The organism is Kribbella sp. NPDC004536, assembly GCF_042873835.1.
GTDB lineage: Bacteria > Actinomycetota > Actinomycetes > Propionibacteriales > Kribbellaceae > Kribbella.
On sequence record NZ_JBIALY010000003.1, the window covers coordinates 218,597 to 244,012 of the forward strand.

The 25,416-nt window shown below is 68.9% G+C and carries 22 protein-coding genes; 13 read left to right on the forward strand and 9 right to left on the reverse strand.

Going from position 1 to position 25,416, the window contains the following annotated elements; translation table 11 throughout:
• Positions 1–14: 14 nt before the first annotated feature.
• The 4 genes from pcrA (at position 15) to ACFYRU_RS26245 (ending at position 5,501) form a co-directional block, all read left to right on the forward strand.
• Positions 15–2,330, forward strand: coding sequence for a DNA helicase PcrA (gene pcrA / locus ACFYRU_RS26230; RefSeq protein WP_387663217.1), 2,316 nt, complete (start codon positions 15–17; stop codon positions 2,328–2,330).
• 71 nt (positions 2,331–2,401) lie between these two features.
• Positions 2,402–3,448, forward strand: coding sequence for a glycosyltransferase (locus ACFYRU_RS26235; RefSeq protein WP_387663218.1), 1,047 nt, complete (start codon positions 2,402–2,404; stop codon positions 3,446–3,448).
• A 163-nt stretch (positions 3,449–3,611) separates the two neighbouring features.
• On the forward strand, positions 3,612–4,172 hold the full coding sequence (locus ACFYRU_RS26240) for a hypothetical protein (protein WP_387663219.1): 561 nt from the start codon (positions 3,612–3,614) through the stop codon (positions 4,170–4,172).
• 18 nt (positions 4,173–4,190) lie between these two features.
• The gene (locus tag ACFYRU_RS26245; protein WP_387663220.1) at positions 4,191–5,501 is read left to right on the forward strand and encodes a zinc-binding dehydrogenase; all 1,311 of its coding nucleotides are present in this window, start codon (positions 4,191–4,193) and stop codon (positions 5,499–5,501) included.
• Here the strand turns inward: ACFYRU_RS26245 and ACFYRU_RS26250 are convergent.
• The 4 genes from ACFYRU_RS26250 to ACFYRU_RS26265 all read right to left on the reverse strand — a co-directional run bounded on the left by ACFYRU_RS26250 (position 5,491) and on the right by ACFYRU_RS26265 (position 9,455).
• Complete coding sequence (locus ACFYRU_RS26250; protein WP_387663221.1) at positions 5,491–6,963, reverse strand: lanthionine synthetase LanC family protein; 1,473 nt, start codon at positions 6,961–6,963, stop codon at positions 5,491–5,493. The genes ACFYRU_RS26245 and ACFYRU_RS26250 overlap by 11 nt on opposite strands.
• Positions 6,927–7,445 (reverse strand): DUF6886 family protein, encoded by a 519-nt coding sequence (locus ACFYRU_RS26255; RefSeq protein WP_387663222.1) that lies wholly within the window; start codon positions 7,443–7,445, stop codon positions 6,927–6,929. Before ACFYRU_RS26255 ends, ACFYRU_RS26250 begins: the two co-directional genes overlap by 37 nt.
• 45 nt (positions 7,446–7,490) lie before the next feature.
• Positions 7,491–8,258, reverse strand: coding sequence for a M23 family metallopeptidase (locus tag ACFYRU_RS26260; protein ID WP_387663223.1), 768 nt, complete (start codon positions 8,256–8,258; stop codon positions 7,491–7,493).
• Positions 8,259–8,588: 330 nt separating this feature from the next.
• Complete coding sequence (locus ACFYRU_RS26265) at positions 8,589–9,455, reverse strand: esterase/lipase family protein (protein WP_387663224.1); 867 nt, start codon at positions 9,453–9,455, stop codon at positions 8,589–8,591.
• Between the two features lie 134 nt (positions 9,456–9,589).
• On the opposite strand from ACFYRU_RS26265, the gene ACFYRU_RS26270 reads away from it, so the two are divergent.
• The 4 genes from ACFYRU_RS26270 (at position 9,590) to ACFYRU_RS26285 (ending at position 13,620) form a co-directional block, all read left to right on the forward strand.
• Positions 9,590–10,006, forward strand: coding sequence for a cobalamin B12-binding domain-containing protein (locus tag ACFYRU_RS26270; protein WP_387663225.1), 417 nt, complete (start codon positions 9,590–9,592; stop codon positions 10,004–10,006).
• A gap of 285 nt (positions 10,007–10,291) precedes the next feature.
• Positions 10,292–11,614 (forward strand): ABC transporter substrate-binding protein, encoded by a 1,323-nt coding sequence (locus tag ACFYRU_RS26275; RefSeq protein WP_387663226.1) that lies wholly within the window; start codon positions 10,292–10,294, stop codon positions 11,612–11,614.
• 96 nt (positions 11,615–11,710) lie between these two features.
• Positions 11,711–12,766, forward strand: coding sequence for a carbohydrate ABC transporter permease (locus ACFYRU_RS26280; protein WP_387663227.1), 1,056 nt, complete (start codon positions 11,711–11,713; stop codon positions 12,764–12,766).
• Positions 12,766–13,620 (forward strand): carbohydrate ABC transporter permease, encoded by an 855-nt coding sequence (locus ACFYRU_RS26285; RefSeq protein ID WP_387663228.1) that lies wholly within the window; start codon positions 12,766–12,768, stop codon positions 13,618–13,620. Before ACFYRU_RS26280 ends, ACFYRU_RS26285 begins: the two co-directional genes overlap by 1 nt.
• A 199-nt stretch (positions 13,621–13,819) precedes the next feature.
• Here the strand turns inward: ACFYRU_RS26285 and ACFYRU_RS26290 are convergent, their stop codons facing one another.
• On the reverse strand, positions 13,820–15,472 hold the full coding sequence (locus tag ACFYRU_RS26290) for a glycoside hydrolase family 13 protein (RefSeq protein WP_387663229.1): 1,653 nt from the start codon (positions 15,470–15,472) through the stop codon (positions 13,820–13,822).
• Between the two features lie 127 nt (positions 15,473–15,599).
• On the opposite strand from ACFYRU_RS26290, the gene sucC reads away from it, so the two are divergent.
• Both sucC and sucD read left to right on the forward strand, forming a co-directional pair.
• On the forward strand, positions 15,600–16,772 hold the full coding sequence (gene sucC, locus ACFYRU_RS26295; protein ID WP_387663230.1) for an ADP-forming succinate--CoA ligase subunit beta: 1,173 nt from the start codon (positions 15,600–15,602) through the stop codon (positions 16,770–16,772).
• Positions 16,773–16,786: 14 nt separating this feature from the next.
• Complete coding sequence (sucD, locus tag ACFYRU_RS26300) at positions 16,787–17,677, forward strand: succinate--CoA ligase subunit alpha (RefSeq protein WP_387663231.1); 891 nt, start codon at positions 16,787–16,789, stop codon at positions 17,675–17,677.
• A gap of 42 nt (positions 17,678–17,719) precedes the next feature.
• Here sucD and ACFYRU_RS26305 read toward each other — a convergent pair whose 3' ends face one another.
• Positions 17,720–19,054, reverse strand: coding sequence for a hypothetical protein (locus ACFYRU_RS26305; protein ID WP_387663232.1), 1,335 nt, complete (start codon positions 19,052–19,054; stop codon positions 17,720–17,722).
• A 175-nt stretch (positions 19,055–19,229) separates the two neighbouring features.
• On the opposite strand from ACFYRU_RS26305, the gene ACFYRU_RS26310 reads away from it, so the two are divergent.
• The 3 genes from ACFYRU_RS26310 to purH are packed head-to-tail and all read left to right on the forward strand — an operon-like array spanning position 19,230 to position 22,670.
• Positions 19,230–20,474 (forward strand): DUF6350 family protein, encoded by a 1,245-nt coding sequence (locus tag ACFYRU_RS26310; RefSeq protein WP_387663233.1) that lies wholly within the window; start codon positions 19,230–19,232, stop codon positions 20,472–20,474.
• A gap of 10 nt (positions 20,475–20,484) precedes the next feature.
• The gene (gene purN / locus ACFYRU_RS26315; protein ID WP_387663234.1) at positions 20,485–21,114 is read left to right on the forward strand and encodes a phosphoribosylglycinamide formyltransferase; all 630 of its coding nucleotides are present in this window, start codon (positions 20,485–20,487) and stop codon (positions 21,112–21,114) included.
• Positions 21,111–22,670, forward strand: a complete 1,560-nt coding sequence (gene purH / locus ACFYRU_RS26320) for a bifunctional phosphoribosylaminoimidazolecarboxamide formyltransferase/IMP cyclohydrolase (RefSeq protein WP_387663235.1) — start codon at positions 21,111–21,113, stop codon at positions 22,668–22,670. The genes purN and purH overlap by 4 nt, the downstream gene beginning before the upstream one ends.
• Positions 22,671–22,680: 10 nt before the next feature.
• On the opposite strand, the gene ACFYRU_RS26325 is transcribed toward purH, so the two are convergent.
• Genes ACFYRU_RS26325 through ACFYRU_RS26335 form a run of 3 tightly spaced genes read right to left on the reverse strand, consistent with a single transcriptional unit; the run spans position 22,681 to position 25,408 of the window.
• On the reverse strand, positions 22,681–24,201 hold the full coding sequence (locus ACFYRU_RS26325) for a GMC family oxidoreductase N-terminal domain-containing protein (RefSeq protein ID WP_387663236.1): 1,521 nt from the start codon (positions 24,199–24,201) through the stop codon (positions 22,681–22,683).
• A gap of 11 nt (positions 24,202–24,212) precedes the next feature.
• On the reverse strand, positions 24,213–24,845 hold the full coding sequence (locus ACFYRU_RS26330; protein WP_387663237.1) for a DUF5987 family protein: 633 nt from the start codon (positions 24,843–24,845) through the stop codon (positions 24,213–24,215).
• Positions 24,845–25,408, reverse strand: coding sequence for a hypothetical protein (locus ACFYRU_RS26335; RefSeq protein ID WP_387663238.1), 564 nt, complete (start codon positions 25,406–25,408; stop codon positions 24,845–24,847). Before ACFYRU_RS26335 ends, ACFYRU_RS26330 begins: the two co-directional genes overlap by 1 nt.
• Between the last annotated feature and the right edge of the window lie 8 nt (positions 25,409–25,416).

Here is a 25,416-nt window from a genome sequence, read left to right on the forward strand (position 1 = left end):
TAAGGTGTTGGGTGATGACTACGCTGTTCTCGCCTGATGAGCTCCCGGTGCCGCTGGAGGAGCCGAAGACGTCCCGCCCGGATCCGGACAAGCTGCTCGAAGGGCTGAATCCGCAGCAGCGGGCGGCGGTCGTGCATGCCGGGAAGCCGCTGCTGGTGGTGGCCGGGGCGGGGTCGGGCAAGACCCGGGTGCTGACCCGGCGGATCGCCTACCTGCTGGCCGCCCGGGACGTGCATCCGGGCTCGATCCTGGCGATCACGTTCACCAACAAGGCCGCCGCGGAGATGCGCGAGCGGGTGGTGGACCTGGTCGGGCCGCGGGCGAAGATCATGTGGGTCTCGACGTTCCACTCGTCCTGTGTGCGGATCCTCCGCCGCGACATCAAGCGGTTCGGGATCAACTCGACGTTCTCGATCTACGACGACACCGACTCGCGCCGGCTGATGACGCTGGTCTGCCGCGAGCTCGACCTGGACGTCAAGCGGTACAACCCGCGCGCCGTGCTGAACTGGATCTCCACCCAGAAGAACGAGCTGATCGACCACGAGACGGCCGCCGCGAAGGCGGAGAACCATCTCGAGGAGACGTACGCGGAGTGCTACCGGATCTACCAGGAGCGGCTCGCCCAGGCGAACGCGCTGGACTTCGACGACCTGCTGATGACCACGGTCAACCTGCTGCAGGCCTTCCCCGAGGTCCGGGAGTACTACCGGCGCCGCTTCCGCCACGTGCTCGTCGACGAGTACCAGGACACCAACCACGCGCAGTACACGCTGATCCGTGAGCTCTGCGGTGAGGACGCCGCGGATTACAACGGTCCGACCGCGCCGCCGGCCGAGTTGATGGTGGTCGGCGACTCGGACCAGTCGATCTACGCGTTCCGTGGCGCCACGATCCGGAACATCCTCGCCTTCGAGGAGGACTTCGCCGGCGCCGAGACGATCCTGCTGGAGCAGAACTACCGCTCCACACAGACCATCCTGACCGCGGCCAACGCGGTGATCGCCCGCAACGAGGGCCGGATGGCGAAGAACCTCTGGTCCGACCAGGGGGCCGGCGAGCAGATCGCGGTGTACGTCGCGGACAACGAGCACGACGAGGCGCAGTTCGTCGCCGACGAGATCGACCGGCTCGCGGACGCCGACGGGATCAAGCCGTCCGACGTCGCGGTGTTCTACCGGACCAACGCGCAGTCCCGGGTGTTCGAGGAGGTCTTCATCCGCACCGGCCATCCGTACAAGGTGGTCGGCGGCGTCCGGTTCTACGAGCGCAAGGAGGTCCGCGACGCCCTCGCGTACCTGCGCGTGCTGGTCAACCCCGAGGACACCGTCTCGCTGCGCCGGATCATGAACGAGCCGAAGCGTGGGATCGGCGACCGGGCCGAGGCCGCGATCGAGGCACTCGCGCAGCGCGACCGGATCTCGTTCGCGCAGGCGATGCGCCGGGCGCAGGACGCACCGGCGATGGCGTCCCGCTCGGTGAACGCGGTCCAGGCCTTCGTCGACATCCTCGACGAGCTGACCGCGATGGTGGACTCGGGCGCGCCGCCGGACGACATCCTGGACGTCGCGCTGCACCGCTCCGGGTACCACGAGGCCCTGCAGAAGTCGCCCGATCCGCAGGACGAGACCCGCCTGGAGAACCTGGACGAGTTCATCTCGGTGGCTCGCGAGTTCGTCGAGGAGCGGACCGCGGCGGGCGAGCAGGCCGACCTGCAGGCCTTCCTGGAACGGGTCGCGCTGGTCGCCGACGCGGACCAGATCCCGGACGCGGCGACCGAGGGCGTGGTCACGCTGATGACGCTGCACACCGCGAAGGGCCTGGAGTTCCCGGTGGTGTTCCTGACCGGGATGGAGGACGGCGTCTTCCCGCACTCCCGGTCGCTGACCGACCTGAAGGAGCTCGAGGAGGAGCGCCGGCTCGCGTACGTCGGCATCACCCGGGCCCGGCAGCGGCTGGCGATCTCCCGGGCCGCGGTACGTTCGGCGTACGGCGCTCCGCAGCACAACCCGCCGTCCCGCTTCCTGGAGGAGATCCCGGCCGAACTGCTCGACTGGCGCCGGGACGAGTCCGCGATCACCCGCTGGTCCGGGACCGGTACGACCCGCGGCAGCGGGATCCCGAGCCGGTACGAACCCGCCCGCAAGACGGCGTCCGACAAGCCGGTGATCAGCCTCAACCCGGGCGACCGGGTGGTGCACGACAGCTTCGGCATGGGCACCGTCGTGGTGGTCCGTGGCGAGGGTCAGCAGGCGCAGGCCGACATCGACTTCGGGTCCGAAGGTGTGAAGCGGCTTCTGCTGCGCTATGCGCCGGTGGAGAAGATCTGAGGCCGCGGGTCGTCTACGCGGTCAAGGAGCCGGAGTCGCCCGGCGGCGGGATCCGCGTACAGGCCAAGCACGTGGAGCTGCTCCGGGCGGCGGGGATCGACGCGGCGCTGTGGTTCCGGCAGCCCGGGTACCGGCCGCCGTGGTTCAGCACCACCGCGCCGGTGGTCGGCGGCGATCAGCTCGAGTTCGGCGCGGACGACCTGCTCGTCGTACCGGAGCTGTATCTCTTGCCTGGTGTGGATCCGGCGCCTGGCGTGCGCAAGGTGATCTTCAACCAGAACCACTTCCTGACGTACTGGTCGTGGCGGGAGACCGGCGACTATCCGGGCTGGGACCCGGCGCCGGAGGTGTGGGCGGTGTCGCGTGAGAGCTGCGACGTCCTCGGCCGGTTGCACCCCGACCTGCCGGTCCACCTGATCCCGAACCCGGTCGACACCGCACTGTTCCGCCCCGCCCCACACCGCGCCCGCCGCATCGCCTGGATGCCCCGCCGCCGCCCACTCGAGGCGACCGTACTCGACCGCCTACTCCGCAACGACCCGCGAACCCAACCCAACCCCCCGCGGCCCCCGGGCCCCGACCCGCGGCCTCCGGGCCACGAGCCGCGAACGCCGAGCGCCGACCCGCGGGCCCTGGGCGGTCAATCGGGTGCCGGGGGCGTCGAGTTGGCGGCGCTGGCCGAGCTCACCGAGGTGCAGGTCGCGGAGGCTCTCGGCGGTACTTCGGTGTTCGTTGCGCTCGGGATCTCGGAAGGGTTCGGCCTCCCGGTCGCGGAGGCGCTGGCGGCCGGCTGCCTGGTGGTCGGATACCCGGCCGGTGGTGGCGAGGAACTGTTCGAGGCGCCGGGGACCTGGCGGATCGACGACGCCCGCCCCCACCTGCTCGCGGACCGCGCACTCGAGCTGGTCGACGTACCGCCCGACGCCCCGATCCGCACCGAGGCACGGAACTGGATCCGCGAACGCTACTCGGACGCTGTCACTTCGTCCGCCTTGCTGACCGCCGTACAGTCTGCGCTCGCCCGCCCCGGCCACCGCGGCACCGCAACCCACCCCATCGTCTGGCCCGACGACCCTGTTGCCTCCGCCGAGCGCGCCGCGCCTTGGCGCCCGTCCTGAGCCGCGATCCGGGTCCCCGCCTGCAGTCGCGTCCGCGCAGCGGAGTGGGCCTGAAATGGGTGTTTGCCGAGAGATTTGTCAAGTTTTGGACGGGGTGCGTTGCATCTGAGCCGGAGATTGAGACAATCAAGGATCTTCGGCCCCCTCCCGGAAGCGCGCCCCTATGCCCAAGTCGTCGGCCGCCAACCGCCGGATCATCCTGGCGGGAGCCAATCCTGGCCTGCGGCTGTTCGACGAGAACGGCAAGGTCACGGCGTACGCGTCGATCTGGATGGTGGACTGGTCGATCCGCGGCTCCGGTACGGCTGTGATCCTGTGGTTCGACGGGATCGTCCGGGTGGTGTCCGAGGACGTCGACCTGGCCTCGTGGCTGGAGCGGTACTTCGTCCGCTCGTTCCTCGAAGTCCAGGGCCTGCCGTGGCACGAGCCGGCCGTCGAGCGGGACCTGGTCCAGGTCTCGATGAACCTCGCCGACGGGCTGAGCGCGAAGGCCGCCGACATCCAGATCGAGATGGGCGGCGTACTCGACCGGCGCCTGTTCGCCACCGACAGCTTCCAACTCGCCGAGGGTAACCACAGCCTCAGCCTGGTGATCGCCCCGGTCCGCTCGGCCACCGTCTCGATCGGCGGCGCCTCCGTCCCCGGCTTCGTCCAGGTAGACGGCTCCCCCGACCGCCCCGGCTCCTCCGCCTTCCTCACCACCGCCGAGGTCTGGCAGCGTTAGGCACCTTACGCTGTACGAATGGTGAGTCGGGCGCCGTTGAGTCGGGAGCGGGTACTGGGGGCCGCGGTGGAGATTGCCGACGCGGACGGGCTGGATGCCGTCACGATGCGGCGGATCGGTGACCGGCTCGGTGCCGAGGCGATGTCGCTGTACTACCACGTGACCAACAAGAACGCCCTGCTCGACGGGCTCGTCGACGTGGTGATGGACGAGATCAACTCCGCCGTCGACCGGCTGACCGTGGTGAATGACTGGAAGGCTGCGATGCGGCATCGCATCCTCACCGCGAGGGCGGTTCTGCTCCGGCACCCGTGGGCGCCCCAACTTCTGCAGAGCCGTACGACGATGCGCCCGGCCGTCGTGATCTACCACGACCGGCTCGTCGGGCTGATGCGGTCGGGCGGCTTCTCGTACGACCTCGCGGCATCGCACCAGGTGCTCGTCCGCGTCCACGCCGCCGCGCTCAACGCCCGGGACTGGCACGTCCTCCGCGGCGACCCGTACCTCGCCCGCGCGTCCGCCGACCTCGGTTGGCGCCGGCCCAACGTCCGGATCCGCGGCACCGACTTCGCCGGAACCGTCGAGGCCGTCGGCCGGGACGTGACCCGCTTCCGTCCCGGCGACGAGGTGTACGGCGAGGTGCCCGGCGCGTTCGCGGAGTACGTGTGCGCTGCGGAGGACCGGATCGAACGCAAGCCGGCCAACCTGACCTTCGAGCAGTCGGCCGCGATCCCACTCGCCGCCAACACTGCCCTGATCGGGATCCGTGACGTCGCGAAACTCGAAGCGGGCCAGGAGATCCTTGTCAACGGCGCCTCCGGTGGTGTCGGTACGTTCGCCGTACAACTCGCCAAGGCGTACGGCGCGACCGTGACCGGCGTCTGCAGCACGCGCAACGCGGACCTGGTCCGGACCGCCGGTGCGGACGAGATCGTCGACTACACCAGCACCGACTTCGCCACCGCATCTCGCCGGTACGACGTCGTTCTCGATCTCGTCGGCAACCGGTCGCTCGGCGAACTCCGCCGGGTGCTGAAGCCTGGCGGCTTACTCGTCCTGTCCGGTGGCGGTGTCTTCACCGGCGGCAGCCTCCTCGGTCCGATGGGCCTCATGCTCCGGGGCAAGCTGCTGGCCCCGTTCGTTGCCCGGAGCATCGTTCTGTTGACGGTCCGGGCGAGCCGGGAGAACCTGGTGACGTTGCGCGAGCTCGCCGAGGCCGGCAAGCTCGCTCCGATCGTTGACCGCACCTACGAATTGGCGGCGACGGCCGACGCGATGCGTTATCTGGAAGGGGAACACGCCCGCGCCAAGGTGGTACTCACCGTCTGAGCGCCCACCAGTTGTCCATCCGTTCGACCGTGCGCTGATCCCCGTCGAGCATCCGTTGCAGGCGGAACAGGTACGCCGAGATCCCGGCCGTACCCTGCATCCAGCCGACGCCCGGCGGGAGCAGCGGATCCTCATTCTTGTGCTCGAGGAACCGCCAGTACCCGTCCGGGTAGGCGTGTTCGACGAGCGTGTCGCCCATCAGTACGGCGAACTCCAGGTCGGCCTGATCGCCGTCGCGCAGCCAGGCGTCGAGGAACGCATCGCCGACGCCAGCCGTACCGCAGCAGCGTCCGTCGTTGTCCCAGAACCCCGGATGCAGCCGCTCGGGAATCCCGGAATACCGCATGCCGTCCAGACAGCGCCGGCGCCAGGTCGTCGGTGATTCACCGGCGATCGCGGGTACGTCGGCGTGTTCGAGGGCGCTGAACGCGAGCGCTGTACCGGCGCCGCCGTGGCACCAGTTGTACGTGTACTCGTCGCCGTGCCGCTCGGCCCACGGGATCACCCGCGGTACCCGGAACCCGCGGTCGTCGGTGATCCCGAGTGTCACCAGGTGCTCGGCCCCGCGCCGCGCCACGTCGACGAGCTCGGGACGGCCGAGTTCGACGCCGGCGACCGCGAGTACCGCGACGATCCCCGCGAGCCCGTGGGAGAAGTTCGGCATCTCGGTCGGCTCATCCTCCCGAAACCGCCGCGACACGAACTGCCAGTTCACCCCGCCCGGCACAACCTCCCGCGCACCCAGCAACAACTCCACCGCCCGCACAGCCAACCGCTGTCCAGCTGAGGCCTCCCGCCCTGCGAGCCTGTCGGGGGCTGTGGTCGCGGTCTGTCCTGCGAGCCCGTCGGGGGCTGTGGTCGCCGTCTGTCCTGTGGGCCTGTCGGGGGCCGGGGGCACCGGCGGCTGCTGAGCCGCCCGCCCGGCGGCTCTGTCGGGGTGGGTGCTGTGCCGGCACACCCACAACATGCCGAGGAGAACGGCGCCGGTCCCCAGGGTGATGTCATTCGCAACCGCGCCCGGTGCGTAGCGGGGCTCGTCGAGGAAGCTTTCCGGCCAGCCGTTCTCGGTTTCGAGCTCCTGCAGGCGGTCCAGACAAGCCGACGTTCCGGGCTGGTCGAGCGCCGTCAGCACCCCGATCGAGCTGACCAACCCGTCGAAGAACGTGGTAGAGGTCGTCGAAGGGATCGCGGAACGAAGCCGGTCCCCGATCGCGGCCGCCAGCTCCCGCTCGGCCGCAGTCCACTCGCGGATCAGACGGATCTCGGCGAGCACGTACGCCAGCCCACCGATCCCACTGTGCATGCCGTCGACGTACTCGTCAGGCTCGCCACCGTCACCCGACACGGGGATCCACGGCCCGCTCCCGTCCCACCGGACCTGGCCCAGCACCCAGGACCAGGACGTCTCAGCGAGTTCGCCGTACGTCATGGCCGCGCGTTCCGCAGCCGGATGCCGCTCCACTCGAGCGTACTGGCGACAGCCGCGGCCCAGAAGTCGTGCAGCCGGGGCAGCACCCGCAGTTGGATACCGGCCTCGTCGTGCAGCGCGAACAGGTCCCCGACCCGCTCCGGCGGACCGAGCGGCCGCACCACGGAGGTCGCCACAAAGGCGGCGTCGTGCTCGGCGAACGGCTGAGCGGGCAATCGGTACGCATACAGCGAGACGGAGCGCATCGCGTCCAGCCAGCCGTACTCGACGGCATGTACGCGACTACCCGAGCCGGAGCCGATGATCCGCTCGCGGTCGTCCGCAGTGGTGCCCGGTCCGACCCAGGCCATCGCTCGCGGGCACTCCCGGGGAAACCAGTAGTCGGGGGCGCGGTCATGACCGACCGCCCACACGTACGGGGTGACCTTGCCGTTGGTACGTGCGACGTACGGCTCGAAGGTCGTGATGGTGGGGTCCTCGGAGAAGTGCAGGACCTCACCGGCAGCCGGGCGCATGCGCGGCAGCTTAGCGCCGCCGCCGCGGCCGGCGCTCCGGAATTGTCACATCGAGGTGTACGGGTTCAGGCCGCAGTGGTTGCGCAGCCACGGATCCGGGTCGACCGCCGGGCCGCCGTCGGGGTGCACCTCGAAGTGCAGGTGCGGGCCCGTGGTGTTGCCGGTCATCCCGACCGCGCCGACCTGGTCACCGGCGTACACGGTCTCGCCGACCGACACGCTGAACTTCGACATGTGGTTGTACCAGGTGACGGTGCCGTCCTCGTGCCGGACCTGGACCTGGCGGCCGTACGGGCCGGCCCAGTCGGCGAAGATCACCACGCCCTTCATCACGGCGCCGATCCGGGTACCGATCGGGGCGGCGAAGTCGAGGCCGGTGTGGTTGTGCGCCCAGCGGTTGCCGCCCTGCCCGAAGGTGGCGGTGATGTGGTAGCCGGTCAGCATGATCTGGCAGCGGGTCGCCGACTCGCGGGCCTTCTGCTCGGCGGCCTCCGCCTTGGCCTTCGCGAGGGCGAGCGCGCTCGCCCGCTTCGCGGTCAGCGCCTGGCTGGCGGTGAGCTTCGCGGCCCGGGCCTTGGCCAGTGCGCTGGCGGCGGACTGCTTCTTGGTGGTCGTGTCGGCCAGCTGGACCCGGGAGGAGTCACGGGTGGCGAGCTGGCGCGCCTGGATGCGTGCCGTGGTGATACCGGACAGCTGCCCATTGTCCAGGCTGAGGGCCGCGAGGTTGACCGCGGAGTTGGCCTGGGTCGGGTCCGACAGGGCGCTGTGGCTGAAGCCGACAGCTCCCGCGGCTGCGGCGAGCGCAGCGGTCAAACCGACGATCTGGGTACTGCTGGGGGTGTTACGCCTGGCGACGCGATGCTTGGCACTGTGACGTCCTGCGCCGTTCTTGCGCGCAGCGTTGCCGGGCGTGACGCGGTCTCCCGCGGCACGGTGCTGGGACACAACGTGGCCTTTCGGTCACAGGGGAGGGGCTCTCTGTCCATCCCTTCGGGGGTTTGTTCCCGGAGGGACCTGACGCACGATAACGGATCAGTCACGGACCTACAAACCCTCTCCCAGCGTTTTCCGCGGCTCCTTCACGAAACTTTTGCATGCGCGCCTGCACGTGCATCTGCTGAAACCGGCCAGAACGCTGCTAGCTCAGGCAGTTTTCGGCCCAAGATCAGGCGTGCCGGCGTCGAGGTGGGTCAGGGCGCCGGTGATCCGATGAACGACCTCGCCGTGGAACGGCAGCGACAGATGGCCGACGCCGTGCACCCGGACGTTGCTCGCGATCAGGTCGGGGTGCCGGATCCGCGCCCGCCGCTGCGGCACGATCAACTGGTCGACGTCGCTGTAGAACGCGATGAACCTGGTCCGGCAGTCCGGCGCCGGTTCGGCGAGTTCCGCCATCAGGTCGCTGTCCGGCCGTACCTGCTTGACCAGCGGCCACGGCAGCAGCTTGGCCGCCACCGTGCCCTGGTGCGGCGTGCCGAGCGTGACGCAGGTGTGTACGTGGGAGTCGCCGCCGAGCCGCTGGACGTAGTACCGCGCGATCAGCCCGCCGAGGCTGTGCCCGATGACATGGATCTGGTCCGACCCGGACGCCTCGCAGATCGCCTCGATCTCGCGGCCCATCCGCTCGGCGGTCCGGCGTACGTCCAGCGTCAGCGGCGAGTACGAGAACGTGTGGACGCTGCTGAACCCGCGGCGCGCCAGGTGCCGGCGCATCAGCGCGAAGACCGTGTGGTTGTCGATGATCCCGTGCGCCAGCAGGATCGGCGTACCGGCTGCGCGTACGTCGCTGACCAGCAGGCCACGCTGCGCCGGGCCGAGGCCTGCCAGGTTCAGCCGGGCCGGCGGCGCGGGTGCCCGGCCGACCAGGCCGAGCGGGTACATCGCCAGGTGCGTGGTCAGCCAGCCGAGTTCGACGGCGGCGCCGTGCAGCACGCTCGGCATGAGCGCGGAGCGGGCGCCGTACGCGAGTCCGTCCAGCGCGCCGCGGATGTCGTCCTGCCAGCTGCTCATGGGCGACTCCTCACCAAACCAGACCCCCCGGTGGTCCGATCACTTTCAACGGTAACCGGTTCCCACCAAGCGTGTGGGCGAACACACGCGTCCGTGTCTTATCCGTAAGTAAGCGGGCGCGTTAGCCTGCCCACATGCCTGCTACGAGCCCGTTGCGCGTTGTCGTCGCCAAGCCCGGTCTGGACGGTCACGACCGTGGTGCCAAGGTCGTCGCCCGCGCCCTGCGGGACGCCGGCATGGAGGTCATCTACACCGGCCTGCACCAGACCCCGGAGCAGATCGTCGAGACGGCGATCGCCGAGGACGCGGACGCGGTCGGGCTGTCGGTACTGTCCGGCGCGCACATGACCCTGTTCAAGCGGGTCCGCGAGTTGCTGGCGGAGCGGGACGCTGAGGACATCGTGGTGTTCGGCGGCGGGATCATCCCGGACGCCGACCTGCAGCCGCTGGCGGAGCTCGGCGTGCACAAGATCTTCACGCCCGGCGCGACCACGACCGAGATCGTCGAGTGGGTCCGCGCGAACGTGGGCGACGCCTCGACCACAGCGTGACCGTTCGGAACACTTCTGAACAGGCATCCCCGTTTCCGCAACGTTACTGATCGGTAATACCGAATCGTTAGGAAATGCCCGGTTGTGCGGGCTTCCCAAACGCGGTCGCATACAGCCATGCGGCTGACCGTTTCAGAGACCGTGGGTGAGGCTGTGTGTGGCTCAGAACACATCGGCCGGTTCTCGGTTACTGTCCGGACAGGGCGGATCGCAGTGCGGTGGGGGACTGTGACCGGCTGCCGCAGGACCCAAGCGACGTCCCAATCGGGAGAGGGCAGGTAAACGATGAGGTTTGAACGATCACACGCACGTGGGACGGCGTTCGTCGCCGTCGCAGGCAGCCTGGTGCTGCTTGCCGCCGCGTGTGGTAGTGGCGACAACGGAAGCAGCAGCAGCGGGGGCAGCTCGGCCGGGGCGCTCGACGGCCGGGGCCCGATCACGTTTGCCACCGGCAAGGACACGTCCGGCTTCCTGCCGAAGCAGGTCGAGGCCTGGAACGCGGCTCACCCGAACGAGAAGGTCGAGGTGAAGGAACTGCCCGAGAGCGCGGACGGGCAGCGCCAGCAGATGGTTCAGGACGCCCAGACCAAGGCGGGCGCGTACACCGTGCTCAACATGGACGTCGTCTGGACGTCGGAGTTCGCCGCGAACCAGTGGATCACCCAGATCCCTGAGGACAAGATTCCCGACCTCGGCAAGCTGATCCCGGCGACGGTGGAGACCGCGAAGTACCGCGACAAGCTGTACGGCGTGCCGATCACGTCCGACGGCGGCCTGCTGTACTACCGCAAGGACCTGCTCACCAAGGCCGGCGTCAGCACGCCGCCGGCGACCTGGGCCGACATGCTCACCGACTGCCAGAAGGTGGCCGCGCTGCCCGAGGCCAAGGGCATGAGCTGCTACGCGGGCCAGTTCGAGAAGTACGAGGGCCTGACGGTCAACTTCTCCGAGGCGATCAACTCCGCGGGCGGCGTGATCGTCGACAAGGACGGCAAGCCGAACGTCAACACCCCGGAGGCCAAGGCCGGCCTCGAGGAACTGGTGAACGGGTTCAAGACGGGAGCCATCCCGAAGGAAGCCATCACCTACAAGGAGGAGGAGAGCCGCCGCGCGTTCCAGGACGGCAAGCTGCTCTTCCTGCGGAACTGGCCGTACGTGTACTCGCTGGCCAACAAGACCGACGGCTCGTCGAAGGTCGCCGGCAAGTTCGCGGTCGCGCCGCTGCCGGGTAAGACCGGCCCGGGCGTCTCCTCGCTCGGCGGTCACGACTACGCGATCAGCGCGTTCGCCAAGAACAAGGCGACCGCGGTCGACTTCATCAACTTCATGGCGAGCGAAGCCCGCCAGAAGGCGAACCTGGAGGCGACGTCGCAGGCTCCGACCTGGGCGTCCCTGTACGACGACGCGGCACTGCAGAAGCAGTTCCCGTACCTGTCCCCGCTGAAGGCTTCGATCCTCGGTGCGCAGCCGCGGCCGAAGGTGGTCAAGTACGGCGACGTCACCGCGGCGATCCAGGCGGCGGCGTACGGCGCGCTGAGCGGCACGGTGGCGCCGGACAAGGCACTCGCCGACCTGCAGACCAAGCTGCAGTCGCTGATCACGAACTGATCGTGGTGCGGGGCCGGTGGGTGGAGCTGTCGTGACCACGCACCGGCCCCGGTCCGTCCCTGCCCGGGTGTCTCCCGGGGAGCAAAGGAGTCTCAGGTGACAGTAAGTGCACCGGTCGCGGAACGGCCGGTCAAGAAACCGAAGCGCGAGCAGCGCTTCGACGAGGGCACCGGCCGGCTGGCCGCGATCCTGCTCTCCCCGACGCTGATCGTGCTCGCGCTGGTGGTCCTGTTCCCGATCATCTCGGCGCTGCGCGAGTCGTTGTTCCAGAGCGGCCAGCACCTGGACGCGAACGGGTTCGTGGTCCAGGGATCGCAGTGGGTCGGGCTGAAGAACTACGCCGACATCTTCCGCGGCGACACCGGGCACCGGTTCTGGAACGCGTTCTACAACACGACGTTCTTCACCGTGGTCTGCGTCGTACTGGAAACCGTGCTGGGCGTCGCGATGGCGCTGATCATGCACAAGGCCTTCAAGGGCCGTGGCATCGTCCGGGCCAGCATCCTGGTCCCGTGGGCGATCCCGACCATCATCTCGGCGCTGCTCTGGAAGTGGGTCTTCCAGGCCGACGGGATCTTCAACGCGATCATCGGCACCCAGGTGCTGTGGTCGACCGACGGCTGGCAGGCCAAGTTGTCGATCGTGATCGCGGACACCTGGAAGACCGCACCGTTCATCGGCCTCCTGGTCCTGGCCGGGCTGCAGACCATCCCGGCCGAGGTCTACGAGGCCGCGAAGGTCGACGGTGCGAACGCCTGGAAGACGTTCACCAGGATCACGCTGCCGCTGGTGAAGCCGGCGCTGCTGGTGGCGGTGCTGTTCCGGATCCTCGACACGCTGCGGATCTTCGACCTGCCGTTCGTGCTGGTCGGCGCGCACAAGGACTCGGTCGAGACGCTCTCGATGCTGGCGTACGACGAAGCGTTCAACGTGCGGTACGGGCCGGCGGCGGCGTACGCGACCGTGCTGTTCATCTACGTTGCCGTGGTCGCGTACATGTTCGTCAAGATCCTCGGCGCCGACGTGATCGGTGAAGCCCGGGCGAAGAAGCCCGGTGGTGGAGGCGGCGGCAAGGGCTGGCGCAGGAAGAACGCGGTCAAGGCCGCGCCGGGCACCACGGTCGGTGCCGTCACCGTGGGAGGTGGACAGTAATGGCTGCCGTAGCTCCGCAGCCGGCCGAGGCCGGCCCGCTGCGCCGGTGGGCGCCGCTGATCGGCGTCGCGGTGATCGTGATCTACTGCCTCGCGCCGTTCTACTGGATGGTGGTCTCGGCGTTCCGGCGACCGTCGGACCAGTTCTCGAACAAGCTGATTCCGGCGCCGTTCTCGATCCAGAACTTCAAGGACGTGTTCAGCGGCGACAACGGCTTCGGCCGGGGTCTGCTGAACAGCCTGATCGTGGCCGGGTCGGTGACGATCCTGACGCTGATCATCGGCATGGTCGCGGCGTACACGCTGGCCCGGCTGGACTTCAGGGGCAAGAACATCGTGCTGGCGATCATCATCACCACGTCGATGTTCCCGGGCATCTCGCTGGTCGTACCGCTGCTGAAGCTGTTCGTCAGCATCCACTGGATCAACACCTACCAGGCGATGATCGTGCCCAGCCTGTCGTTCGCGCTGCCGCTGGCGGTGTGGAACCTGACCGCGTTCTTCCGGCAGATGCCGCAGGAACTCGAGCAGGCGGCGATGGTGGACGGCTGTACGCCGGCCCAGGCGTTCCGCAAGGTGATCATCCCGCTCGCGGCACCGGGTGTGTTCACCACCGCGATCATCACGTTCATCGCGGCCTGGAACGAGTTCCTGATCGCGCTGAGCATGACCAACAAGAAGTCGATCCAGACCGCGAACGTGATCGTCTCGCAGTTCACCGGTACGACCGGCCGCGACCAGCCGTTCGGCAGCCAGATGGCCGCCGGCGTGGTGGTCACGATCCCGCTCGTGATCGCCGTACTGCTGTTCCAGCGGCGGATCGTCGCCGGCCTGACGGCAGGTGGCGTGAAGTGAGCTGGTCCCGCCGCGACCGCGACGACCGTGCCCGCCGGGACCGGGAGGACCGGGAACGCCGGGACCGGGAAGACCGGGACCGGCGTGACCGGGAGGACCGCGACCGACGGGACCGGGAGGACCGGGACCGAAGGGACCGCGAGCGATACCGCTGAACCAGGAAACGGCCAGAGCCAGTGGCTCCGGCCGTTTCCGTTTGTCAGACCTGCAGCCAGACGGTGGTGTCGGGAGGTAGTTCGTCGTTCGTGAGGGGTGCGCTGCTCAGGAGGCGTTTCTTCAGCGGTGGCAGGGGAATGGGGGCGTCGGTGATGTTGACGATGCAGCGGAAGCCGGGGTCGCGGGTGAACGAGAGGACGCCTTCGGGGGCGTCGGGGTCCCAGGCGAGGCGGCCTTCGCCGAGCGCGGGGTGCTCGTGGCGGATCCGGAGTGCTGCCTTGTAGAGGTTCAGGTGGCTGTACGGGTCAGCGGTCTGCGCCTCCGCGGTCAGTGGTGCCCAGTCGGCGGGCTGCGGGAGCCACGGTTGCCCAGTGCCAGGACCGAAGCCGTACGGGGCTTCCGTGCCGGACCACGGGATCGGGACGCGGCAGCCGTCGCGGCCGCGGACGGTGTGGCCGGAGCGTTCCCAGGTCGGGTCGTCGAGCTTGTCCTCCGGTAGGTCCTCGACCTCGGGCAGGCCGAGTTCGTCACCCTGGTAGATGTACGCGCCGCCCGGCAGCGCCAGCTCCAGCAGCGCGGCGGCCCGCGCGCGGCGGAGCCCGAGCTCGAGATCGGTGGGTACGACGCCCGCACCCTCCAGCGCGTCCTTCAGCCTCCGTCCGTACCGCGTGCGGTGCCGGATCGTGTCGTGGTTGCTCAGTACCCACGTCGCCGGCGCACCGACCGCCCACAGGTTCTCGGTGGTGTGGTCGATCACCTCGCGCAGTTCCTTCGCGTCCCACTTCGCCCGCAGCGCGTCGAAGTTGAACGCCGAGTGCAGTTCGTGCGGGCGGACGTACTGCGCGAGCCGCTCGGCCGGCGACAGCCACGCCTCGGCCACGAACACCCGCGGGCCTTGCGGCGTGCCGGCGTACTCGTCGGCGATCGCCCGCCAGCGCTGGTGGATCGTGTGCACGCCGGGCTGGTCGTAGAACGGATGGCCGACGTACTTCTCGTGGGTCGGGTCGCCGTTGTGCGTCAGCTCCACGTCGGGCATCGCGGGATCCTTGGCCATCGAGTCCGCGACGTCGATCCGGAACCCGTCCACACCGCGGTCGAACCAGAACCGCAGGATCGAGTCGAACTCCTCGATCACCTTCGGGTGCTCCCAGTTCCAGTCCGGCTGCGAGATGTCGAACAGGTGCAGGTACCACTGCCCGTCTCCTGAGTCGGCACCGATCTGCTGCCAGGCGGGGCCGCCGAACGCGGCCGGCCAGTTCGTCGGCGGCTTGCCGTCCTCGGTGTCGCGGAACCAGAACAGGTCCCGCTCCGGCGAGCCCTTTCCGGCGGCCAGCGCGGCCTTGAACCACGGGTGTTCCCAGGAGCAGTGGTTCGGTACCAGGTCGATCAGGATCCGCAGCCCGAGCGCGTGCGCCTCGGCGATCAGCGCGTCGGCGTCGGCGAGCGTGCCGAACTCCGGGTTGATGTCGCGGTAGTCGGCGACGTCGTACCCGCCGTCGAGCAGCGGGGACGGGTACCACGGGCTGATCCAGAGCGCGTCGACCCCGAGGTCGGCGAGGTACGGCAGCCGGGCGCGGATCCCGTTCACGTCGCCGGTGCCGTCACCGTCCGCGTCCGCGAACGAACGGGGGTACACCTGGTAGACGACGGCACTACGCCACCAGTCGTCAGCTGGTCTGCTCTCAGGATCGGTCATGCGAACAAGCGTCGCACGGTGTGGCGAGCGCCTGTGACAGTCGTCTCAGCCAGTACCCCGGCTGTTGCTCTCGGCACAAGGGTGGCTAGTGTCAGGAATCCGTACAGGCGAGAGAGGGACCACACTCGTGGATCTGATGGAATTCCAGGCGAAGACGGTCTTCGCCAAGCACGGGGTGCGGACGACCGTGGGTGCGGTCGTCACGACTCCGGAGGAAGCGCGCGCGGCAGCCGAGAAGATCGGCGGCCGGGTGGTCGTGAAGGCCCAGGTCAAGACCGGCGGCCGCGGCAAGGCAGGCGGCGTCAAGCTGGCGAGCAGCCCGGACGAGGCGGAGGAGAAGGCCCGCGAGATCCTCGGGCTGGACATCAAGGGTCACGTCGTCAAGATCCTGAACATCGTCCCGGCCGCGGCGATCGCCGAGGAGTACTACTTCTCGTTCCTGGTCGACCGCGCCAACCGCAACTACCTCTGCATCGCCTCCGCCGCCGGCGGCATGGAGATCGAAGAGGTCGCGCACACGAACCCGGACGCGGTCGCGCAGATCTCGATCGACCCGGCCACGGGTGTCGACGAGGCGAAGGCGCGGGAGATCGCGGAGGCCGCGAAGTACCCGGCCGACGTGATCGACGCCGTCGTACCGGAGATCGTCAAGCTGTACGAGGTGTTCATCGCCGAGGACGCGTCGCTGGTCGAGGTGAACCCGCTGGTCAAGCTCGAGGACGGCAACGTCGAGGCGCTGGACGGCAAGGTCACGCTGGACGAGAACGCGGACTTCCGGCACCCGGAGCACGCCGAGTTCGAGGACGTCTCGGCGGCCGACCCGCTGGAGGCGGCAGCCAAGGCCAAGGGCCTGAACTACGTGAAGCTCGACGGGTCCGTCGGCATCATCGGCAACGGTGCGGGCCTGGTCATGTCGACCCTGGACGTCGTTGCGTACGCCGGCGAGGAGTTCGGCGGCCAGAAGCCGGCCAACTTCCTGGACATCGGTGGTGGCGCGAGCGCCGAGGTGATGGCGAACGGGCTGGAGATCATCATCTCCGACCAGCAGGTGAAGAGCGTGTTCGTGAACGTCTTCGGCGGCATCACCGCCTGTGACGCGGTCGCGAACGGCATCGTGCAGGCGTTCGAGCTGCTCGCCAGCCGCGGTGAGCACGTCACCAAGCCGCTGGTCGTCCGGCTGGACGGCAACAACGCCGAGGAGGGCCGCCGGATCCTCGACGAGGCGGGCCTCGCCGGTCTGGAGCGGGTCGACACGATGGACGGCGCCGCCAAGCGCGCCGCCGAGCTGGCTGCGAAGTAAGGGATCGCCGAACAATGTCTATCTTCCTGACCAAGGACAGCAAGGTCATCGTCCAGGGCATGACCGGCTCCGAGGGCACCAAGCACACCACCCGGATGCTCGCCTCGGGCACCAACATCGTCGGTGGCGTGAACCCGCGCAAGGCGGGCCAGAGCCAGGACTTCGACGGCAAGTCGGTTCCCGTGTTCGGCACCGTCGCGGACGCGGTGAAGGAGACCGGCGCGAACGTCTCCGTCATCTTCGTCCCGCCGAAGTTCACCAAGGACGCCGTACTGGAGGCCGTCGAGGCCGAGGTGCCGCTGGTAGTGGTGATCACCGAGGGCGTTCCTGTGCACGACACCGCGGCGTTCTTCGCTGCCGCGCAGGCGTCCGGCAAGACCCGGATCATCGGCCCGAACTGCCCCGGCATCATCACGCCGGGCTCGTCGAACGCGGGCATCATCCCGGCCGACATCGCGGGCCAGGGCCGGATCGGGCTGGTCAGCAAGTCCGGCACGCTGACGTACCAGATGATGTACGAGCTGCGCGACTTCGGGTTCTCGACCGCGATCGGGATCGGCGGTGACCCGATCATCGGGACCACGCACATCGACGCGCTGCAGGCGTTCCAGGACGACCCGGACACCGACGCGATCGTGATGATCGGTGAGATCGGTGGCGACGCCGAGGAGCGGGCGGCCGCGTTCATCAAGGAGAACGTGACCAAGCCGGTCGTCGGGTACGTCGCAGGCTTCACCGCGCCGGAGGGCAAGACCATGGGTCACGCCGGCGCGATCGTCTCCGGCTCCTCCGGGACCGCGGCCGCGAAGAAGGAGGCCCTCGAGGCCGTCGGCGTCAAGGTCGGCAAGACGCCGACCGAGACCGCCAACCTGATGCGCGAGATCATGCAGGGCCTGAGCAAGTAAGCCCTGGTGCGGGGCCTGTCCCTTTGGGGCAGGCCCCGTTTTCTATTTGTAGGCGGCGGAGCGGTCGACCGCGCGGACCAGGGTGTCGTTGAACGCGGCGTCGGTGATGTCCAGGTCCTTCAGCACCGGGAACAGCAGGTACACCACGCGGTCCCCGGCCCCGGCGACGCCGATCCGGTAGTGGAACTTCTTGCCGTCACCGCTGTCGTATGTCGCCTTCCAGCTCTTGCCGCTGACCGTGCTGGTCTTGACCGTGCCGGTCGACTCGACCTGCGCGTTCGAGACGTTCTTCTCGCAGGCGTCGACGTTCTTGCGGATCTTGTCCAGGAACGAGGACGCCAGCGCGGCGGTCGGGAACTTGGCGACCGTGTCGTCGACCCCGAACTCGGTCGGTACCTTCGCCTCCGGTGTCACGTACGTGATCGTGCCGTACTTCTTCGGCTTGGCCTTCTTCAGGCTGAGCTTCTCGCAGCCGGTGCCGTCGGTGGTCTGCGCCGGGGCACTCACCCACGGCTTGTCGACCTCGGCCAGCAGCGGCAGGTCGACCGGCGCCATGAATCCAGGCGTGTCGACGTTCGGCAGCAGGGCCGGGGTCGCCAGCGGCGCTCCGGTTCCACAACCGCCGGTCTCGGAGCAGATCTTCTTCGCCGCGGCGCTGGTCGCCGCCAGCACCAGATCGGGCCGCGGCGGGGTCGCCGCCGTGGTGTCGTGCTCGACGACCATCGTCGCCTGGCCCGTCAGCGTGACCGAGACGGTCTTGTACTTCGTCGTCTTCGCGCCCGGCACCTGCCCGAAGACCGCGATCACGCCGGAGTCGCCGACGCCGGTGGTCGTGTACCCGGCCGACAACCGGGTTTGCGGGGTGGTGCACTGGCTGAGCCAGTGCACGACCGTGCTGTACGTCTTGGCCGCGGTGGCCTTGTCGTTCGAGACGTCGATGTACTGGACGGCCGTGTCCTTCGTGGTCGCGTTCTGCAGCGTACGGACCCAGGTCCGGAGACCGGCCGGATCGGCGAACCGCTGGAGCTGGCACGCGAACGAGGTGTCCGGGGCCGAGTCGCCGCCCGCCGTCCCGGTCACGGTCCAGGCGCCGGTCGCGCCGAGCGCCTTCGCGCCGGTGGCATCCAGCAGCACCTTGTCGTCGGCCAGGACGTTCGACTGGCTCGACTTGTCGTCGCTCGGGCTGTTGCCCGCCTTCGGGCCGGACCCGTTGTCGCCGCCGAACGCGTTCAGCGCAGCGACACCGCCGCCGCCGACCAGGACCACGACCGCGACCCCGGCCGCGATCGTCTGGTTCCGCTTGCGTGCCTGCTGGCGCCGCGCCTCCCGGGCAGCGGCGCGTGTGCCGCCGCGTTGTCCACGGTGGGAACCGGCCAAAGCTCGACCTCCTGACTGATTCCACCCGACAGTACCGGGTGGACCCATGCCGCTCCCATTCCACTACCACCAGGCGAACAGGCGACAACCGAGCGTGAGCAGGCGGGCTGAAGTCTCCCACACCCGGCGTGTCAGCACGAGCGGTGTCCGTACCCGGGGAGACGATGGGAGTCAGATGACCGACATGCTGAGCCGCCCGGGCGCGCGGGACGGCGAAACGCCCACGTCGGAGATCGCCGCCGCCCCGACCAAGCCGTTGCTGGTGTCGGCCGTGATCTCCGCCGGAGCCTGCCTGCTCACGGGTCTGCTGACCTGCGCCGCGGTCGCCGTGATCGGCTGGCTGGGCGCGACCTTCGGCGGCGCCTCCGGCGCGGTCCGGGCCGGGGCCGGCGCCTGGCTGGTCGCGCACAAGGCAGGTGTGACCATCGGTACCGGCCGGATCAGCGTCGCGCCGCTCGGCCTGACCCTGTTCTTCGCCTGGTGCCTGTACCGCGGCGGCAAGTCGGCAGCCCGTTCCAGCGGCGCCGACCGGACCAGGGACCTGATCGCGCTGACCCTGGGGTTCGCGGTCGTCTACGGCCTCGGCGGGTTGGTCGTGGCGTTGCTCACGGCGGACGGCGCATTGAAGGTGTCCGCGTTGTCAGCGTTCCTCGGCGCGTTCTCGCTGGCGCTGGTCGCGGGCCTGGCAGGCATCGTCGTCGAGTCCGGCGCGGGCGAGGACCTCGCCGACGCCACCCCGGCCGGGCTGCGGGACACCGTACCGGCCGCGTTCGCCGCGGTGCTGACGATCGTCGCGCTCGCCTCGGTGCTGTACGCCGTACTCCTCGCGGTGCACTTCTCCCGCATCACCGGCATGCTCGAACTGCTCGACGCCGGCGTGATCGGGTCGGTCGTACTGTTCGCGATCTGCCTGATGCTGATGCCGAACATGATCCTGTACGTGATCGCGTTCCTCGCCGGGCCCGGGTTCCAGCTCGGGACCGGTACGACCATCGCCCCGACCGGCGTCGACGTGGGGAACCTGCCGGCGCTGCCGCTGCTGGCCGCCGTACCGGCCGACGGGTCGACGCCGACGTACCTGCTGGCGCTGACCGCCCTCGTACCGCTGGTGGCCGGGGCCGTCGCCGGGTTCGTCGTCGTCCGGCGTGGACTCGCCGAGCGGGACGCGGATGCGCTGGGGTGGGACGCCTTCGCGCTCCGCGGCGCGATCGCGGCGGTGCTCGCGGGCGTGATCCTGTTCGCGCTGCTGGCGATGTCCGGCGGCTCGGCCGGTCCGGGGCGGATGTCGGTCGTGGGCGTCCCGGGCGCGGTGCCGGCGGCCGGCGTACTGGCCGCCGGGATGGCGATCGGCGCGGCGATCACGGCCGCGGTGGTGTCCGCGCGCCGCCCGGCTGACGGCGAGGCCGACGCCGAACGGTAGGCTGCCCGCCGTGACTGCTGCTGCTTCCGACTCCGGTTCCGCACGCCTCGTCGTGCTCGTGTCGGGGTCGGGATCGAACCTGCAGGCCTTGCTGGACGCGTCCGCCGACCCGGCGTACGGCGCTCAGGTCGTGGCCGTCGGCGCCGACCGGGACGGGATCGCCGGGCTGGACCGCGCCGCGGCCGCCGGGGTGCCGACCTTCGTGCACAAGGTGAAGTCCTTCGCCGAGCGCGCGGACTGGGATCGGGCGCTGACCTCATCGGTCGCTTCCTACCAGCCCGATCTGGTGGTCTCGGCCGGGTTCCTGAAGCTCGTCGGCGACGACTTCCTCGAGGCGTTCGGCGACCGCTACATCAACACCCACAACGCGCTGCTGCCGGCCTTCCCCGGGATCCACGGTCCCCGGGACGCGCTGGAGTACGGCGTGAAGGTCGCCGGGGCGACGCTGTTCTTCGTGGACGGCGGCGTCGACACCGGCCCGATCATCGCGCAGGTCGCCGTACCGGTCGAGGACGACGACACCGAAGAAACCCTGACCGAGCGGATCAAGGAGGTCGAACGCCGCCAGTTGGTGGAGTGGGTCGGCCGGCTGGTCCGCGACGGCTGGACCATCACCGGACGAAAGGTTCGACTGAAGTGAGCACCGACCGCAGGCCGATCCGCCGCGCGCTGATCAGCGTCTACGACAAGACCGGTCTGGAGGAGCTCGCCACGGCGCTGCACACCGCCGGTGTCCAGCTGGTGTCGACCGGTTCCACCGCGGCCCGGATCGCGGCGGCCGGCGTACCGGTGACCAAGGTCGAGGAGCTGACCGGCTTCCCGGAGTGCCTCGACGGCCGGGTCAAGACGCTGCACCCGCTCGTCCACGCCGGACTGCTCGCGGACCTGCGCAAGCCCGACCACGTCGAGCAACTGCGGGAGATGCGGGTCGAGCCGTTCGACCTGCTGGTCAGCAACCTGTACCCGTTCACCGAGACGGTCGCGTCCGGCGCGTCGGTCGACGAGTGCATCGAGCAGATCGACATCGGCGGTCCGTCGATGGTGCGCGGCGCCGCGAAGAACCACGCCAACGTCGCTGTCGTCACCTCCGCCTCGCAGTACCCGGCGTTGCTCGCGGCTCTCGGCGAGGGCGGGTTCTCGCTCGAGGAGCGGCAGCGGCTGGCGGCGGCTGCCTTCGTACACACGGCGGACTACGACATCGCCGTCGCGTCGTGGATGGGCAACGTACTCACCGACTCCTCGGAGGGCTCCGGCTTCCCGGCGTGGGTCGGCGCTTCGTGGGAAAAGGCCGCCGTCCTGCGGTACGGCGAGAACCCGCACCAGCCGGCCGCGCTCTACCTGAACGGCCGCGGTGGTCTCGCGGCGGCGGAGCAGCTGCACGGCAAGGAGATGTCGTACAACAACTACGTCGACGCCGACGCGGCTCGTCGTACCGCGTACGACTTCAGTGAGCCGGCGGTCGCGATCATCAAGCACGCGAACCCGTGCGGGATCGCGGTCGGCAAGGACATCGCGGAGGCGCACCGGCGGGCGCACGAGTGCGACCCGGTGTCGGCGTACGGCGGTGTGATCGCCACGAACCGCCCCGTCACGGTGGACCTGGCGAAGCAGGTCGCGGAGATCTTCACCGAGGTCCTGGTGGCGCCCGCCTTCGAGGACGGCGCGGTCGAGATCCTGCAGGCGAAGAAGAACATCCGCCTGCTCGTCGCCCCGGCGGTGACCGACGACGAGCCGGTCGAGCTGCGCGCGATCAGCGGCGGCCTGCTGCTCCAGCACCGCGACCGCTTCCAGGCGCCGGGCGACGACCCGTCCGCCTGGACCCTCGCCGCCGGCGAGGCCGCGTCGCCCGAGGTGCTGGCCGACCTGGCCTTCGCCTGGAAGGCCTGCCGCGCGGTCAAGTCGAACGCGATCCTGCTCGCCTCCGACGGCGCGTCTGTCGGCGTCGGCATGGGCCAGGTCAACCGCGTCGACTCCTGCCGCCTGGCCGTCTCCCGCGCCGGCGACCGAGCCACCGGATCGGTGGCCGCCTCCGACGCCTTCTTCCCGTTCCCCGACGGCCTGGAGGTCCTGATCGAGGGCGGCGTCAAGGCAGTCGTCCAACCAGGCGGCTCCATCCGCGACGAAGCCGCCATCGAAGCAGCCACCAAGGCCGGCATCACGATGTACTTCACAGGTACGCGCCACTTCTTCCACTGAGCCCAGGGAGTCACAGGCCGCCGAGGATTCGTTCGCTTGCGCGTTCGGCCAAGGCGGCAACTGTGAGGGATGGATTGACGGTCAGAGCAGCCGGTATCGCGGCCGCGTCGGTGACGTAAAGTCCGGGGTGACCGCGCAGCTCGTGGTCGGACGTCAGGGCGGAGATCGCCGGGTCGTCTCCAAGCCTGCAGGTCCCCAGCGGATGTGCTGTCACGCTGCCGCTCGTTGCGTCTGACCACGGATGGGTCATGCCGAGAGCGTCGTGCTCGATGATAGTGCGCAGCTTGTCATCTGCAGTGGCCCAGCCGGCGCGGGTATGGCTGTCGGGTTGATAGGTGAAAGTACCCGTGCCGAAGCCCTGTGCGAGACGCACGAAGCTCCCCGTCACGGGAACGTCGTTGAGGTAGCCGGGATTGCCGTCCTCGGTCATAGCGAGCAACGTCAGCCATGAGCGCCACAGCGAGCGCAGTGATTTCTTGTTGACGCCAAACCAGTCGGGCCATCCCGCAAGCAGGTTCGTGAGGGCTGGAAGCGCGATCTGTTGTAACCCGAACCGTCCGAACTCGGGTAGCGCAGGGTCGAGGTAGTCGTACGACATCGTGTTGATGGCCTTACCGATGTGGTGCGCTTCGTATCCGATGCCGGCGGTCCGGTGCAGACCGAGGACGGATTTGATCGCCGCTTCGTTCATCACCGCGGCGTGGATGCGATCGCCGTTTCCGGACAGGTACTTGCCGACGGCATCCGGAATCGAATCGAGCAGTAGCTCGGACCTCCGGAGGATCACCGGTGTGCCTATTGCGCCGGCTGCCAAGACGATCGTGTTGGCCTCGAGGCAACCAGTCCCGACGGGTAGTCGGTAGTCGTCGGCGCTGAGCTTGGTGTACGTCACGCGGTACCGGGATGTGCTGAGCGCGGCACGGGAGATCAGTTCGACCTGGTGCAGCGGCCGGATTTCGGCGCCTGCGTTGACGGCTGCAGGTATGTAGTTGAGCAACAGCGATCGCTTCGCGTCGAACTTGCAGCCGGAGAGCATCCAGTTGCAATTTGTGCAGCGGTTGAGATCGACTGCAACCGGGATCGGATTGGCCGTGTGGCCGGCATGATGGCATGCCGCAGCGAACAGGCCGCCTGCGTAGCTGACATCACTCCAGCTCTGCCGGGACACGGGCAACACTCGTTCGACGCGGTCGTAGTACGGGTCGAGCGTCGACCGTGAAATCGCTGCCGGCCAGAGCCGTCGACCCGATCCGCCTGTTCTGTCGAAGGCGAACGACGGCGCTCGTAGCGATGCTCCGTAGTAGACAACGCTTGATCCGCCGACGCAGTTGCCCGCGATGACTGTCAGTCCATCGCCCTTGATCGCATCGACGATGCGGGTGAAGGTGCCCAGCCGCAGGTCATGTCTGAAGTCCTGGGCGGTCAAGTACGGCCCGCGTTCGAGCAGAACTACACGGCAACCAGCGGCAGCCAGCCGATAGGCGGGGATCGCGCCACCGAACCCGGAGCCGATGACGATGACGTCGTACACCTCTGTGGAGCTCATGCTGGTTGCCCGTCGGAGGTGGTCCCCGGATGGGTGCCGGCGAGGACGAGGCCGTACGAGAAATCGGGAAACCGCCACAGCCCGTCGGCGCCTGGGGCGGGAAAGCCGAGCCACGCAAGGCCTGGGTGTGATTGGCTCACAGCCGTCGCCGTATTGAGGTGTGCGGCGCAATCGAAGGCGAGGCCGGCCAGCAAAGCCATCATCGCCCACAGATCGCGATCAGGGTCGTCCGGTTGGTACAGGTCCGACACAACTGTGCATCGGTGATTGAAACCAAGGCCGACGAACGGTGGTCGCCACGGCGGCAACAGGATCCCGTGGAGGACGGCGTACGCCGACGAGCGTGTGTTCAGCAATGCCGCGATGCCGTCCAACAACGGGCCGAGTCCGGTCTGGGGCGCCGACAGGAGCGTCAGATACCCGGTCGCGGCTCCGCTTGGCCCTGCTGCGGCGCCTGCGACTGCAACATCTCCGCCATACCGTTTGACGCCTGGGATGATCGTGTCCGCGAAGGCGTCGAGCGTGTCGCCGGTCCAGTCCGTGTTCGCGAACGCCGACTGCTGCCCGACCTCGATGATGCTGGCGCCGGCGGCCGCGGCCAACGTGCCGATGAATTGGCGGCGTCTCATCAGGGGCACCGCAAGGAGAACGGCAGGCTGGACGACATCCCCGTCTCGCCATAGGTACTGCCGTACTCCGACAGCGCGGTTGCCAGCTCAGGAGCGTAGTCCTGCAGGGCAATGACGACATCTCCGATGCCCACCGAGGCGCCATTGATGCGAAAGTTTGCAAGGTGCGCCGCCGCGTAGCGCAGATGTTTGTCGAACCAGTAGTTGCCGTCCCAGGTGACGATCGGCGTTGCGCCGGTCGTCACCTGGATGCTCCAGTGATCCTGCTGCCAGTACCTGCAAGGGCCAGTGGCAAGCAGGAAGCGCGACGGCTCCGCGAACAGGAACGCGACTGCGCCGCCGTTGTCGAACGTGATGTCCCGCTTCTGGTACTCGACACACAACGGATCGACGAACCACAGCCACAGCGGTGGCTGCACTCCCTCGCCGAACTCGTGCACCTCGCAGGTCGGCCCGAAGGGCGGAGGTGTGTAACCGGTGGCGGCCGCGGGCGAGCTCTGCGCTACCAGCAAAGAGGCGACAAGCAGTCCCGCGCTGGCGAAGATCGACAATTTTCTCAACATGACTGGCC

Excerpts from the sequence above, each read along its gene's own strand:
- ACFYRU_RS26240 (WP_387663219.1), top strand. The coding sequence starts at position 3,612 with ATGCCCAAGTCGTCGGCCGCCAACCGCCGGATCATCCTGGCGGGAGCC.
- pcrA (WP_387663217.1), top strand. The coding sequence starts at position 15 with ATGACTACGCTGTTCTCGCCTGATGAGCTCCCGGTGCCGCTGGAGGAG.
- ACFYRU_RS26290 (WP_387663229.1), bottom strand. The coding sequence starts at position 15,472 with ATGACCGATCCTGAGAGCAGACCAGCTGACGACTGGTGGCGTAGTGCC.
- ACFYRU_RS26245 (WP_387663220.1), top strand. The coding sequence starts at position 4,191 with ATGGTGAGTCGGGCGCCGTTGAGTCGGGAGCGGGTACTGGGGGCCGCG.
- sucD (WP_387663231.1), top strand. The coding sequence starts at position 16,787 with ATGTCTATCTTCCTGACCAAGGACAGCAAGGTCATCGTCCAGGGCATG.
- ACFYRU_RS26255 (WP_387663222.1), bottom strand. The coding sequence starts at position 7,445 with ATGCGCCCGGCTGCCGGTGAGGTCCTGCACTTCTCCGAGGACCCCACC.
- ACFYRU_RS26310 (WP_387663233.1), top strand. The coding sequence starts at position 19,230 with ATGACCGACATGCTGAGCCGCCCGGGCGCGCGGGACGGCGAAACGCCC.
- ACFYRU_RS26330 (WP_387663237.1), bottom strand. The coding sequence starts at position 24,845 with ATGAGACGCCGCCAATTCATCGGCACGTTGGCCGCGGCCGCCGGCGCC.
- ACFYRU_RS26285 (WP_387663228.1), top strand. The coding sequence starts at position 12,766 with ATGGCTGCCGTAGCTCCGCAGCCGGCCGAGGCCGGCCCGCTGCGCCGG.
- ACFYRU_RS26335 (WP_387663238.1), bottom strand. The coding sequence starts at position 25,408 with ATGTTGAGAAAATTGTCGATCTTCGCCAGCGCGGGACTGCTTGTCGCC.
- ACFYRU_RS26265 (WP_387663224.1), bottom strand. The coding sequence starts at position 9,455 with ATGAGCAGCTGGCAGGACGACATCCGCGGCGCGCTGGACGGACTCGCG.
- ACFYRU_RS26270 (WP_387663225.1), top strand. The coding sequence starts at position 9,590 with ATGCCTGCTACGAGCCCGTTGCGCGTTGTCGTCGCCAAGCCCGGTCTG.
- ACFYRU_RS26275 (WP_387663226.1), top strand. The coding sequence starts at position 10,292 with ATGAGGTTTGAACGATCACACGCACGTGGGACGGCGTTCGTCGCCGTC.